Origin of the sequence: uncultured Leifsonia sp. (assembly GCF_945957465.1) — a bacterium.
Lineage (GTDB): Bacteria > Actinomycetota > Actinomycetes > Actinomycetales > Microbacteriaceae > Leifsonia.
The window spans coordinates 1-12,589 of sequence record NZ_CAMFLC010000009.1 but is presented as its reverse complement, the minus strand read 5'-3'; the positions used below and the strand labels follow the sequence as shown (position 1 = coordinate 12,589).

Annotated in this window: 12 protein-coding genes, 1 tRNA gene and 1 pseudogene; 12 read left to right on the top strand and 2 right to left on the bottom strand. The window is 68.1% G+C overall.

Annotated elements, in window-relative coordinates; translation table 11 throughout:
• The first annotated feature begins 144 nt into the window (after positions 1–144).
• From Q0Q23_RS06535 to Q0Q23_RS06520, 4 genes are all read left to right on the top strand, one after another.
• Entirely contained in the window at positions 145–411 is a 267-nt protein-coding gene (locus Q0Q23_RS06535) for a DUF6112 family protein (RefSeq protein ID WP_295121161.1), read from the top strand.
• A gap of 147 nt (positions 412–558) precedes the next feature.
• Positions 559–879 (top strand): DUF6112 family protein, encoded by a 321-nt coding sequence (locus Q0Q23_RS06530; RefSeq protein ID WP_013601306.1) that lies wholly within the window; start codon positions 559–561, stop codon positions 877–879.
• A 31-nt stretch (positions 880–910) separates the two neighbouring features.
• Positions 911–2,290: a hypothetical protein gene (locus Q0Q23_RS06525; RefSeq protein WP_013601307.1), complete on the top strand. Its 1,380-nt coding sequence runs from the start codon at positions 911–913 to the stop codon at positions 2,288–2,290.
• A gap of 3 nt (positions 2,291–2,293) precedes the next feature.
• Positions 2,294–3,763 (top strand): PrgI family protein, encoded by a 1,470-nt coding sequence (locus tag Q0Q23_RS06520; RefSeq protein ID WP_013601308.1) that lies wholly within the window; start codon positions 2,294–2,296, stop codon positions 3,761–3,763.
• 42 nt (positions 3,764–3,805) lie between these two features.
• Here Q0Q23_RS06520 and Q0Q23_RS06515 read toward each other — a convergent pair whose 3' ends face one another.
• A complete protein-coding gene (locus Q0Q23_RS06515) occupies positions 3,806–4,567 on the bottom strand; it encodes a hypothetical protein (protein ID WP_013601309.1) in 762 nt (253 codons plus the stop codon).
• Between the two features lie 149 nt (positions 4,568–4,716).
• Between Q0Q23_RS06515 and Q0Q23_RS06510 the strand changes: the two genes are divergently transcribed.
• The 8 genes and pseudogenes from Q0Q23_RS06510 to Q0Q23_RS06475 all read left to right on the top strand — a co-directional run.
• Positions 4,717–5,547, top strand: coding sequence for a hypothetical protein (locus tag Q0Q23_RS06510; RefSeq protein ID WP_041652872.1), 831 nt, complete (start codon positions 4,717–4,719; stop codon positions 5,545–5,547).
• A complete protein-coding gene (locus Q0Q23_RS06505) occupies positions 5,544–7,028 on the top strand; it encodes an ATP-binding protein (RefSeq protein ID WP_188550603.1) in 1,485 nt (494 codons plus the stop codon). The genes Q0Q23_RS06510 and Q0Q23_RS06505 overlap by 4 nt, the downstream gene beginning before the upstream one ends.
• Positions 7,025–7,576: a hypothetical protein gene (locus tag Q0Q23_RS06500; RefSeq protein WP_251201713.1), complete on the top strand. Its 552-nt coding sequence runs from the start codon at positions 7,025–7,027 to the stop codon at positions 7,574–7,576. Before Q0Q23_RS06505 ends, Q0Q23_RS06500 begins: the two co-directional genes overlap by 4 nt.
• Entirely contained in the window at positions 7,573–9,351 is a 1,779-nt protein-coding gene (locus Q0Q23_RS06495; protein WP_295121140.1) for a type IV secretory system conjugative DNA transfer family protein, read from the top strand. Before Q0Q23_RS06500 ends, Q0Q23_RS06495 begins: the two co-directional genes overlap by 4 nt.
• Positions 9,352–9,431: 80 nt before the next feature.
• On the top strand, positions 9,432–9,872 hold the full coding sequence (locus Q0Q23_RS06490) for a single-stranded DNA-binding protein (protein WP_295121137.1): 441 nt from the start codon (positions 9,432–9,434) through the stop codon (positions 9,870–9,872).
• 37 nt (positions 9,873–9,909) lie between these two features.
• On the top strand, positions 9,910–10,449 hold the full coding sequence (locus Q0Q23_RS06485) for a hypothetical protein (protein ID WP_295121389.1): 540 nt from the start codon (positions 9,910–9,912) through the stop codon (positions 10,447–10,449).
• 4 nt (positions 10,450–10,453) lie between these two features.
• Entirely contained in the window at positions 10,454–10,681 is a 228-nt protein-coding gene (locus tag Q0Q23_RS06480) for a hypothetical protein (protein ID WP_295121134.1), read from the top strand.
• 181 nt (positions 10,682–10,862) lie between these two features.
• Positions 10,863–11,903: pseudogene (locus tag Q0Q23_RS06475) on the top strand (recombinase family protein); the annotation flags it as partial.
• A 613-nt stretch (positions 11,904–12,516) separates the two neighbouring features.
• Here the strand turns inward: Q0Q23_RS06475 and Q0Q23_RS06470 are convergent.
• Positions 12,517–12,589 (bottom strand) — tRNA-Ala (locus tag Q0Q23_RS06470).

Sequence of the window (12,589 nt, the reverse complement as noted above, 5' to 3'; positions counted from 1 at the left end):
CTCCCGAGAACCGGCACACCACCCGTCGCAACAGCCGCACCAACGACCCCACCCAGCTGACGCCCCCTGCACCCCGATGCACACCTGAACAGCATGGATTACGAACGCTTCGAATACTTGCTTACGCCGGTTGGGTGATCGGCGATGGGTGTCTTCCCCGACTTCGACGGGCTCGGCGGTATCGGAGACCTCCGCGCCGTGGTCGGCGCGCTCCTGACGTTCGTCCTGATCGTCGCCGTCCTCATGCTGATCGTCTCGGCGATCGTCTGGGCCATCGCAACGGCCCACGGCAACTACGCCACCGCCAGCAAGGGACGAACCGGAGTCCTCGTCGCCGTCGGTGCCGCCGTCCTCGCCGGAGGCGGCGTCGCCTGGATGAACTGGCTCCTCAACCTCGGCCAACAGCTCTGACACCGAACACCTCTGAGCCCGTTGATGCCCACGTCCTCACCGGCGTGGGCATTGCTATTCCGTCGCCGAGGGGTCACGGGTGCACCTGTGGCGTGTACCCCGTCTGCGAGTTCGTGGGCGGGCCGCCCGTCGCTAAGGAGTCCTACCGTGTTCGATCTGCTCGCCAACGTCATGTCCGCGCCGTTGCTGGTGCCGATGGACATCAACATTGACCCCAACACCGACGGCCTGCCGGGGATCAACCAGTTGCGAACCATCGTCGGCGCGGTGATGACCATCGGCCTGATCCTGTCCGTGCTCGCGCTGATTGTGTCCGCGATCGTGTGGGGCTTCGGCGCGAACTCGTCGAACCCGCACCTCGCCTCGCGCGGGAAGATCGGCGTCCTCGTCTCCTGCGGTGCTGCGGTGATTTGCGGCGCGAGCGTGACGCTCATCAACTTCTTCTGGAACGTCGGCCAGTCCGTCTGACCCGCCCCGTCGTCGAGAGCTGGTGTTCGTGATGGGCGTATGCGACGTTCCCGTGATCTCCTCGGTCTGCGATGCCGTCGGCGAAGGAGCTGCGTCTCTGGTCGCGGCCCCGTTCGACTGGCTCGCCCAGGCGATGGGTGCCGCCGCGGGGTGGCTGTTCGAGGCGGTCTGGTCGGTCTTCGACACCACGACGCTGGTGGATGTCACCAAGCCCGGTTACATCGCCGTCTACAACCTGTTGTTCGGTATCGCGGTCTTCGTGATGCTGATCTTCTTCTGCCTCCAACTCATTACCGGGCTGATCCGACGCGACCCCACCGCCCTCACCCGCGCCGCCCTGGGTCTGGCGAAGTCCGTCCTCGGGTCGTTCGTGGTCATCACGCTGACGGCGCTGCTGCTGGAGGTCGTTGATCAGCTGTGCATCGGGATCGTGCAGGCCGCCGGGGAAACGACCGAGTCGATGGGCGACAAGATCGCCCTGCTCGCTGCGGGGCTGGTCGGGATCAATATCGCCGCTCCCGGCGTGGGCGCGATCATCACGATCTTCATGGCCGGGCTCGCGATCACTGCCGCCGCGATCGTGTGGCTGTCCCTGCTCGTCAGGAAGGCGCTGCTGTTGGTGGCGGTCGTGTTCGCGCCGCTCGCGTTTAGCGGCGCGTCGTGGGATGCCTCGCGGGGGTGGATCGGGAAGTGGGCGATGTTCGTGGTCGCGCTGATCTGCTCCAAGCTCGTGCTCGTCGTGATGTTCCTCGTCGCGATCACCCAAGTCTCCGCACCGATCGACGCCGACCTCGCCTCGGTCAGCGACCCCATCGCGGGAATCGTGCTGATGGCGATGGCCGCATTCGCCCCGTATCTCACGTACAAGTTCATCGCGTTCGTCGGGTTCGACATGTACCACGCGATCGGCTCCGAGCAGGATGCCAAGAGCGCCCTCAACCGTCCGATCCCCGTCCCGACCAAGCCGCAAGGCGGCGGCGACCCGAAGAAGGTGCTCGACGGAGCCAGCAGTGGCGGCGGGAACGCGGGCGGAGGTTCTGGTGGAGGAAGCAGCGCCCCGCCACCGCCGAAGACCCCGGCACCGGCACACGCCGCGAGCGGCGGAGGTGCCGCCGCTGGTGGAGGGGCCGCAGCCGGCGGGGGCGGCGCAGCCGCGGCCGGTCCCGTCGCGGCAGGCGTCGTGGTCGGGGCGAGTGTCGCCAAGGGTGCCGCGACCGCCGGGCCGAAAGCCGGAACCGCGCTGGGAGCCCAGGGCGAGCACGCCGCCGACGCCGCCGCGCAGACACCGCCACCTCCCGCAGCCTCGCCTGCGGCACCGCCGTCGAGCCCGGCACCACGACCGCCGAGCACCGACCCGTCACCGCCACCGAAGCAGCCCCCGCCGCCCGCGCCACGCCCACCGAAGGAGTAGACGATGAGCAGCACGAACCACGACCGTCCCACCGCGGGCGAACTCGTGCCGGTGAAGTTCTCCCGCCTCACCCGCCGCGGTGTCCTCCTCGGTCTGTCGCTGACCCAGCTCATCACGCTCGCCATCGGCGGAGCCACACTCATCGGCGCGTTCTACGCCGGCGGCGGGATGCTGCTCGCCTACACCGCCCCCATCTGGGTACTCGCCGCCGCACTGACCTGGATACCCATCGCGGGCCGGCCCATCGTGGAATGGCTACCCATCGCCTGCTGGTGGCTGTGGCGCACCACCGGCGGGCAACTGCTCTACCGACACAGGATCGTCGTCCCACGCCCCGTCGGAACCCTCGCCCTGCCCGGCGACATGGCGCGACTGCGCGAATACACCGACCCCGACACCAGCGCCGGAATGATCCACGACCCCCACGCCGCAACCTTGACCGTGGTGTGCGAGGTCACCCATCCCGCGTTCGTGCTCCTCGACCCCGGCGAACAGGAACGCCGCGTCAGCTCCTGGGGTCGCGTCCTGGCCACCGTCTGCCGCTCCGGGCGGATCGCGACGCTACAAGTCCTCGAACGCACCCTCCCAGACTCCGGCACCGGACTCGCCGAATGGTGGGCCACCCACGGCACCCCGGACGGCTCGTGGGCGGCCGACACCTACGCAGAACTCATCGACCGCGCCGGCCCAGCCGGCGAACGGCACGCCACCACACTCTCGCTATCACTGGACATGAAGACCAGTGCGCGGCAGATCAGGACCGCGGGCGGCGGGATTCGTGGTGCTGCCGCCGTGCTGCGGCAGGAGATGAACACGCTCGTCGCCGCGCTCCGCTCCGCCGACCTCTCGCCGTCGGGATGGCTGACGCCGGGGCAGATCGCGGTGATGCTGCGCTCCGCCTACGACCCCGCTATCGCCGCCACGCTGGAACGCCACGGCAGGCTCGGCCAATCCCTTGCGACCGCAGGGCCGGTCGCGGTCACCGAGACTTGGGGCAAGCTCCGCACCGACTCCGCCCACCACGCAGTGCTCTGGGTCAGCGAGTGGCCCAGGTCGCTCGTCTATCCGGGATTCCTGTCGCCGGTGCTGCTGTCCACCGGCATCCAGCGGTCGTTCTCGCTGATCTGCACCCCCATGCGTTCCGACGCCGCTGCTCGCGACATCCGCAAGAAGAAGGTCGAGCACATCTCCGACCAGGCCCAGCGCGCGAAGATCGGCCAGATCGAAGACGCCTCACAGACCGCCGAGTACCACGACGTGCTCCAGCAAGAAGCCGACCTCACCGCCGGACACGGCATCCTCCGCTACACCGGCCTCATCGCCGTCTCCGCACCCACCGTCGAAGAACTCGACGCCGCCGTCGCCGCCATCGAGCAAGCCGCGATCCAGGCATCTTGTGAGACCCGGCTGCTCGTCGGCCAGCAAGCCGCCGCCTTCACCGCCGCTGCGCTCCCGCTCTGCCGGAGGGTCTGACGGGTCTTACGTGCCTCGCAGTGTGAAGCCCGTACCAAACGACTACGCGCTGTCCCTCGTGCGGTCGGCGATTGACCTTGGAGCGTCGACCTGCCGCGGACGAACGAGAACATACTCGCCGTCAGGGGTCATGCTCTCGCGCAGCAGCTCAACGACGCGCACGAGCGTCGCATCGTCAATCGTCGGTCCGTCCAGAGCGGCGCGGACCGCGTCTTCCAACTCGCTTGGAAGCACCTCGTCGTCGATGCGGACATTGGCGAGCATTGATCGCGCGCGAGCTGCGTATTGGTCCGCCAGCAACGCTGAAAGAAGAATCGCCTGGTACTGCTCCGCCGTCATGCTCTGTGGGCTGCGCGCCAGCTCTTCCGACGGTGGCTCATTATGCTCGGCGAGCGGACCTTCAAGGTACGCAGTAGGAACCTCATCTACCTTGCCGACTTCGACAGAGAACGTCTGCCGTGGCGGTCGAGTTGTGGCCCACTTCCACAGTCTTGAGACACCGAGGACCGCGGCGTCCACCGCAACATCAACTCCACGTTCAATGTAGGGCGCTAACGCCTCCATGATTGCGTCGCCGACTTGGTACCGGAACTCCTGACCGGGCGAAGGGCGCGCTGGTACCAAGGGTCCGCGCGACCGCACGATCTCGTCGATGTCGGCTGGGCGAGACTCAGTAGGACCGAGCAGGTTCTTGGTGTCGTCGTCACGGAGCAGGTCCCGTTCATACCCACGGGTCGCCCGCGACTCGGAACGGTGGGTTCCCTCGCGACGCCGCACCCAACGCAGCTCTTCGTCGTCGTTCATGCCTCACCTCCTCGGTGGTCGAAGTTTACCGGCGTCGAGCGCGGTGGGCTGGAGGAATGAGAAGCCCCTTGCTGCTGAATGCCTCAAATGATCTGCGGGTGCACGGGGGCGCACCTCGTGGGTGACATGACCTACCGATGGAGGCCACCATGCCCACGTTCTTCGATTCGACCGCGGATGCAGCGGAGGCATCCGAAGCCTTGCGCGGACTCGCGCACCCGAGCCGGGGGTTCGATCAGCCCGCCGAGATGTACGGGGTGATCGGTGATCTGTCCTCGGGGATGCGCTCGCTGCGGCAGGCACTCGATCAGATCGCCGATGTTCACGAGCGCAAGGTCGCGCACGCCTTCAATGACGCCGGAAGCCACGAGGCAGGAGTGCGTGACGCCCTCGCTGCTGCGGAGGAACTGCGTCAGGCGGCGAACCTCGTCGACCGGGCGTATGACCGGCTCGCGGAAGGGTTCATCGCCGCCGGGCGGATCGCCTGGCACCCTGAGCCCGCCGTCGAGGAGGCCGCGCCGTCTCGGTGGGTCAGTGTGGTGTTCCTTCAGGGCGAGGAGGCGGACCGGCCGTTGCGCATCCTCGGCGAGCTGGGGCATGTCGATGCGGTGGACTTCCTCGCGCAGTGGGACTACGGCGACGAGACCACGCAGGCCGCGCTGGAGAACGGGTACGTCTACGACGAGCCCGGCGAGGGCACCAACGACCAGGTGGCGCTCTCGGGCGACTACGCGCTGGTCGTCAACCCGCACGTCGGCTACGTCTCGCTCCTGCGCCGCTACACCGAACCGGAAGCAGAGCCCCAGGACGCCGAACCAGTCGGAACCCCTCCGGTGCAGGCTGGGCCGGAGTTGCTGGTGTCGTACTCGTCGCCGGGTGCCACGGAGCGGGCCGATGTGCCGACGGCGAAGCGGGATGGGTCGTGGTTCGAGCCGGCCAAGATCACGGCTGTCAAGCAGGCGCGAGGGCTGGTGCTGTGACCGAGGATCGCGCGCGGCTGCACACCGCAGTTCTGGTAGCGCCGTCGAAGGAGCGGCGGAAGCTCCGGAAGCAGCGCCGCAAGGCAGAGGCCCGGCTCCACGCCGAGCAGCGTCGGGCCGCGCTCGCCGCGGCGAAGGCGAAGGCCGAGGAGGAGCGTGCCGAGCGGCGCGCCACGGTCTACCTGCCGAAGTCTGGCGAACCGGGTGCCGCGAGGCTGCGCACTCCGGGTCGGTTCCATCTGACGCGGCATCAGGACACGTCGGCGACGCTGGCGGGTGCGTATCCGTTCGTCGCCGAGGGTGGGCTCGGTGCCGATGGTGTGTTCGTCGGCCAAGACCTGTACTCGGGCGGGAGTTTCGTCTACGACCCGTGGGTGCTCTACGCGCGCGGGATCATCACCGCGCCGAACGTGGTGCTGGCCGGGATCGTCGGCTCAGGCAAGTCCTCGCTAGCCAAGTCGCTCTACACGCGGTCGCTGCCGTTCGGGCGGCGCGTGTACGTGCCCGGCGACCCGAAAGGCGAACACACCGCCGTCGCGAACGCCGTCGGCGGACGCGCCATCGTCCTCGGGCACGGGCTCAACACTCGCCTGAACCCGCTCGACGAAGGTCACCGGCCCAGCGGACTGTCGGACGCGCAGTGGGCCTCGACCGTCGCGGCGCGGCGTCGTGACCTGATCGGCGCGCTCGCGGAGACCGTGCTCGCGCGAGGCTTGTCGCCGTTGGAGCACACCGCGATCGACATCGCCCTGACCCAGACCGTGTGGGAGAACGACGTGCCGATCCTGCCGATGGTCGTCGATCACATCCTCGCCCCCAGCAAGGATGCCGACGGCAGGCTGGCCGAGGACGGCAGGCTCGTCGGCCACGCGCTACGCCGCCTCGTCGCAGGCGACCTGGCCGGGCTGTTCGACGGCCCCTCCACGGTCGCGTTTGATCCGTCATTGCCGATGATCTCCCTCGACCTCTCGCGGGTCACCGAGAACTCGACCCTCATCTCAGTCCTGATGACGTGCTCGTCAGCGTGGATGGAATCCGCACTGCTCGACCCGAACGGTGGGCAGCGGTGGGTGATCTACGACGAGGCATGGCGGCTCATGTCCCACCCGGCGCTGTTGCGGCGGATGGATGCGCACTGGCGACTCGCCAGGCACTACGGGATCGCGAACATGCTGATCTTCCACAAGCTCACCGACCTCGACAACGTGGGCGACCAAGGCTCCGCCATGCGCTCCCTGGCCAACTCGCTGCTCGCGAACGCGGAGACGCGGATCGTGTACCGGCAGGAATCCGACCAGCTCGGACCGACCGCGACCGCCCTCGGTCTGACCGGCACTGAGCAGCAACTCTTGCCGAACCTCGGCGTCGGCCAAGGCCTGTGGCGGATCAAGGCGAGGAGCTTCGTCTGCCAGCACCAGCTCCACCCCGACGAACTCGCCCTGTTCGACACCAGCAGCCGCGCCGCGGGAGGTCACCGATGAACCTCACGGGCCCGCGCCGATCCACCACGACCGACGACGATGCCACGGCTCCCGTCGAGCTGCCGCACGTCCTCGTCACCGTCGCCGACGACGGAAGCCTCGCCGCGACGGTCGATGGAACACCACTTCCGTCACCGGACGCGGGCGCGTGGACGCGAGCGACGTTCGGGCCGCTTATGGACGCCATCACCAAGGACCGCACCGTCGCCGTCCGGGTCGAAGTTCGCGAGACCGATGGAAGTGTCTTCACCGATATCCTCCGCACACGCAAGACCCGACGCGCCGTGGCCCCGCCCGAGACCCCTGTGCCAGAGACTCGTCGGAGTCGCCAGGCCCGACGAGTGCCGCGCCTGGCTGAGGTCACCGCCGAGGGGTTCGTACCCGGCGAGGATGTCGCCGTCGCGACGATCGTCTCCCACACCGACGCCACCGGAACCGGCGAGGCCCACGCACTCATCGACCTCGACGACCTGCCCGACGCAAGCGCGCCCGAGGTGATCCTCCTTGGGCGCATCTCCGGCACCCTCGCGGTGCGGCGGCTGACATGAACCAGCGGCAAGCCGGGAGCATGGGCGACGAACTCACCAACGCCGCCCTCATCGGCCTGATCGGCATGTTCGGGATCGCTCTCGTCCTCCGCGCGGCCGGCAGCGTCGCCGCGCTCCTCACCAGCACGCCCCAGCCCGACGCCGGCGCAGCGGCGGGGCTCGCCGTGCTGTTCAACCCCGGCGACCCCGCGACCGCGCTCGGTGCCGACGGACTCAACCCGCTCGTCTACTGGCTCGTCAGCACGACACTGCTCGGCGGACTCGCAGCCGGGATCGTCTGGGTCTGGATCGTGCTGCGTCGACACACGCGGAAGACCGAGACCGACCCGCACCAACTCGCGGGGATCGCGACCAGCCATGAAGTCAAGACCGCAGCATCCGCGAAGGCACTGCTTCACCGTGCGGCCACGCTGCGGCCCTCCTTGGAGTCGCCGGCACCGCAGGATGTCGGCTACCTCCTGGGGGCCAGTCGTGGCACGAAAGTCTGGGCATCGGTCGAGGACTCGATCCTGCTGATCGGCCCGCCCCGCTCCGGCAAGGGATTGCACGTCGTCATCAACGCGATCCTTGACGCCCCCGGTGCGGTCGTCACCACCAGCACGAGGCCCGACAACCTCACCGCGACCCTTCGCGCTCGACGCCGCAAAGGCGGGCCGGTCGCCGTGTTCGACCCCCAACACCTCGCCGAAGGCATCCCCGCCGGACTCCGCTGGTCACCCATTCGCGGCTGCGACGATCCGCTCACCGCGATGATCCGCGCCAACGGACTCGCCGCCGCCACCGGCCTCAGCGCCGGAGGCGTCGAGTCGGGTGGGTTCTGGGAGGGAAAGACCCGCACCGCACTCCAGAGCCTGCTGCACGCCGCCGAACTCGACGGCCGCCCACCGGCCGAGCTGTTCAGGTGGACCCTCGACCCCAGCGCAGCGACCGAGGCCGTCGCCATCCTCAACTCCCACCCGAACGCGGCGATGGGTTGGGACGACTCCCTTGGTGCGATGATCGACGCCGACCCCAAGACCCGCGACAGCATCTGGCAAGGCGTCTCCCTCGCACTCGCCGCCCTCGCCGACCCGCGCGTGCTCGATGCCGTCACGCCCGGCCCGCACGAGCACTTCGACCCCGAGACCTTCCTCACCGAACAAGGCACCCTCTACCTACTCGCCACCGGGGCGGGAGCAGGAGCCTCCGCATCGCTGGTCGCGGCATTCGTCGAAGACCTCATCGAAACCGCCCGCAGGCTTGCCGCCCGCTCACCCGGAGCACGGCTCGACCCGCCGCTATTGCTCGCGCTCGATGAGATCGGGAACCTCGCACCGCTGCCATCCCTGCCGACGCTCATGGCCGAAGGCGGCGGCACCGGAATCACGACCATGCCGGTCTTGCAGTCCCTCGCCCAAGCACGCGACAGGTGGAGTGAACACCAGGCCGGCGCGATCTGGGACGCCAGCATCGTCAAGATCATCCTCGGCGGCGCATCCAACAGCCGCGATCTCCAAGACCTCTCCACCCTCATCGGTGAGCGTGACGAGTACACCGACAGCGTGACCCTTGGCGACCACGGCACCCGCTCCAACCAGCGTTCGGTCCGCCGTGTGCCGATTCTGCCGCCAGACCGCATCCGCACCCTGCCGTTCGGCACCGGCATCACGATGCTGCGCTCCGCACCGCCCATCGTCACCGATCTGCGCGCCTGGCCGACCCGGCCCGACGCCGCGCAGCTCCGCAGCGACCGCAACGAACTCGAAGCATTGCTGCGCCACCGCCCCGCGTCCTGACGACGCTTGGAAGGGCCAGCGCACCTGCCTGACAGAGCGACCACACGCAGTTGGTCGCCCGAGTTCAGGAGGAGGCCATCATGGCCATTCACACCCAGGAATCGTTGTCGGGCTTCATCGCTTCGGAGCCGTTGCTCACTGAGACGGCCAAGGGAGACGCTAGGTTCTTCGCCCGTATCGGCAAGGAGCACTTCCGCCGCGAGGACGATGGTTCGTTCACGCAGACCGAGACGACCTATCACCACCTGGTGATGTTCGGGCGTTCCGCTGAGCACGCGCACGCGAACTTCGCCCAGGGCGACAACTTCGTCGCCGAGGGCTACACGCGACCGGTCAACTACGAGCGCAACGGTCAGGCGATCGAGGGCGAGGAGTTCGTTGCCAAGAAGATCGGCCATGACGCCGCGCGAACCCGCTACGAGGTGGATCGCACGCCGCGCAATGGAGTCGGGCGGGACGCGGCGGCGTACGAGCCGACGCAGCGGGCGGCGACCGCGGCGCACGCCCCGGTCAGCATGTGAGTTCGGGAGCTACAGCACTATGAACGATCAGCATGAGATGGATGAGCCGGACGTCTTCGACGGCCCGCCCCGAGTCACCAACTCGGACATGCCCGAGCCGCCTCACCCCGTGAACTGGAACTTGCTGACGGCGCACGAGCTGGAGCAGGAATGGCTCGCGCTGAACCGATGGGTTGACTGGCTGCGCCGCACCTACGGCCTCACCGTCGCGGTAGTGCCACCGTTCTGGCACCACCACCCGGAGATGGTCTGGGAGCTGTCGGCTCTGCACCTGCACTGGCTCGCGGCGTACGACCCCGAGCAGAACGCATCCGCGCCACTCGGCTGGCACCGCGACTTCGCCGACGCACGAGAGCGCCTCCGCTACTGGGTCACCGCCTGCGGCACTCGTGGCGACCGCGACCGCCCGACCCGGCAAGCTGCGTGGCCCGGTGAGGACCCAGCGCCCACCATCCAGGACTTCACCTTCACCGACCGCGACACCGAGTTCGTCGAGTTCGTCATCGCCCAAGTCCGCAAGCGCCAGGAGGCCGAAGACGACTTCTACGCCAGCCTGGACGCCGGCGAAGCGCAGTAGACCGATGAGCCGCTACGCCAAGAAGACCGACCGTCGCCCCTACGAGGAGCGGTCGTTCTCCGTCCGGGCCGTCCACCGCGAACGCGCCGACCTGCACAAGCTCGCCGAGGTTCTCATCCGGCTGACATTGCAGGAGACCGGCGAGAGCCGCGCGGCCCGCGCGGCCGTGCGGGTGCCCGACACCTACCGGGCGGCACCGGATGGCCTGGCCGCCTCTGAAGCCGCCCGGTAGAATGAACCGTGCAAGCCTCGCGATGCGGGGTGTTGTGGCCTAAACCTCGCCTCTCGGCGGGCAACACGCACCGAGACCATCGGGTCTCGCCCTACAGCCTTCACCGGCTGCTCTCACGATCAACACCCCTCCCACGAACAGTGGGAGCGCGAGGGTCGAACAGCGTGAGAGTGAGCCCCCGATGACCACCATTGCCGACGATCCGGCAGCCAGCCTCATCGACCCGCCCAAGACAATGGCCGCCGCCGTGTCCTACCTGCGGGTCTCGACCCGCGAGCAGGCCGAGAAGGGCGGCACGGACGAAGGCTTCTCGATCCCAGCCCAACGCGAAGCGACCCGGCGCAAGGCCGAACAGCTCGGCGCCGGCATCGTCGAGGAGTTCGTCGATGCAGGAGCCTCGGCCAAGTCGTCCGACCGGCCCGAACTGATGCGGATGATCCAGTACGTCAAGGCCAACAAAGTCGCGTACTGCATCGTTCACAAGGTCGACCGGCTCGCCCGCAACCGTGCCGACGACGTGAGCATCCACCTCGCACTCCAACAGTGCGGGGTCATGCTCGTGTCCGCGTCGGAGAACATCGACGAGACTCCCTCCGGGATGCTCCTGCACGGCATCATGTCCACCATCGCCGAGTTCTACTCCCGCAACCTCGCCACCGAGGTCGCCAAGGGCATGACCCAGAAGGCCATCGGCGGCGGCACGAACGGGCGCGCCCCCATCGGCTACCTGAACGTCCGCAAGCGCGATGAGCTTGGACGCGAAGTCCGCACCATCGAGCTCGATCCTGAGCGAGCACCGATGATCGAGTGGGCGTTCAAGGCGTACGCTTCGGGCAACTGGAGCGTCAGCCAGCTCCACGACGAACTCACCTCGCGCGGGCTGCGGAGCCTGCCCACGCCGAAGAGGCCGGCGAAGCCGCTGGCCGTGTCCACCATCCATCGACTCCTGACCAACCCGTACTACAAGGGCGATGTCATCTATCGAGGCACCCGCTACAAGGGCAACCACCCGGCACTCGTGCCTGCCGAGGTCTGGTACCAGGTCCAGTCCGTGCTCACCGCGCACCAGTGCGCCGTCGAGGCAACCCAAGTCCACGGCCACTACCTCAAAGGCACCATCCACTGCGGCCAGTGCGGCTCCCGACTCATCGTCTCCAACGCGAAGAACCGCCACGGCAACGTCTACTGCTACTTCGTATGCTCTGGGCGGCACTCCAAGCGCACCGACTGCACGCGCCAGGCGATGCTCATCGAAGATGTCGAGAAGCTCGTCGAGGACTACTACACGCGCGTCCAGATCACGCCCGCCCAGCAGGATGCGCTCGCGGGCATGCTCCACCACGAGTTCGATCGGCTCATGGCTGCCGAGACCGAGGAGCTGGAACGCCTCACCACCAACCGCGACCGGCTCGAAAGCGAGCAGGACCGGCTCATGCAGGCGCACTACGCCGACGCGATCCCGCTCTCAGTGCTCAAGCGCGAACAAGACCGCATCGTCGCCGAACTCGACCAGGTGACCCGCCGCATCGACGCCCACTTCGGCGATTACGCCGAGGCCCGCGCCCGCCTCGATGACGCCCTCGGACTGCTCGCCAACTGCGCCGACATCTACACCCGCTGCGACGACACCAACCGGCGGCTGTGCAACCAGGCGTTCTTCACCAAGGTCTTCATCGACGAGGACAACGAGCTGCGGGTCGAGCACAACCGGCCCTTCGAGATGCTCCTTGATCCGCAAGTCAACGCGAATGCCCTGACCTGGGCCGCAGACGCCAACAAGGCCCGAACCTCGGCCAGCGTTTCCGTTGGCAAGGGTTCGAGCCTTGTGCGTGGGGTGGATCTGAGGGGACTCGAACCCCTGACCCCCTGCATGCCATGCAGGTGCGCTACCAGCTGCGCCACAGACCC

What these genes read in the sequence shown, in the direction of transcription:
- Q0Q23_RS06535 (WP_295121161.1), top strand. Translation starts at nt 145, where the DNA reads ATGGGTGTCTTCCCCGACTTCGACGGGCTCGGCGGTATCGGAGACCTC.
- Q0Q23_RS06525 (WP_013601307.1), top strand. Translation starts at nt 911, where the DNA reads ATGGGCGTATGCGACGTTCCCGTGATCTCCTCGGTCTGCGATGCCGTC.
- Q0Q23_RS06520 (WP_013601308.1), top strand. Translation starts at nt 2,294, where the DNA reads ATGAGCAGCACGAACCACGACCGTCCCACCGCGGGCGAACTCGTGCCG.
- Q0Q23_RS06515 (WP_013601309.1), bottom strand. Translation starts at nt 4,567, where the DNA reads ATGAACGACGACGAAGAGCTGCGTTGGGTGCGGCGTCGCGAGGGAACC.
- Q0Q23_RS06510 (WP_041652872.1), top strand. Translation starts at nt 4,717, where the DNA reads ATGCCCACGTTCTTCGATTCGACCGCGGATGCAGCGGAGGCATCCGAA.
- Q0Q23_RS06500 (WP_251201713.1), top strand. Translation starts at nt 7,025, where the DNA reads ATGAACCTCACGGGCCCGCGCCGATCCACCACGACCGACGACGATGCC.
- Q0Q23_RS06495 (WP_295121140.1), top strand. Translation starts at nt 7,573, where the DNA reads ATGAACCAGCGGCAAGCCGGGAGCATGGGCGACGAACTCACCAACGCC.
- Q0Q23_RS06490 (WP_295121137.1), top strand. Translation starts at nt 9,432, where the DNA reads ATGGCCATTCACACCCAGGAATCGTTGTCGGGCTTCATCGCTTCGGAG.
- Q0Q23_RS06485 (WP_295121389.1), top strand. Translation starts at nt 9,910, where the DNA reads ATGGATGAGCCGGACGTCTTCGACGGCCCGCCCCGAGTCACCAACTCG.
- Q0Q23_RS06480 (WP_295121134.1), top strand. Translation starts at nt 10,454, where the DNA reads ATGAGCCGCTACGCCAAGAAGACCGACCGTCGCCCCTACGAGGAGCGG.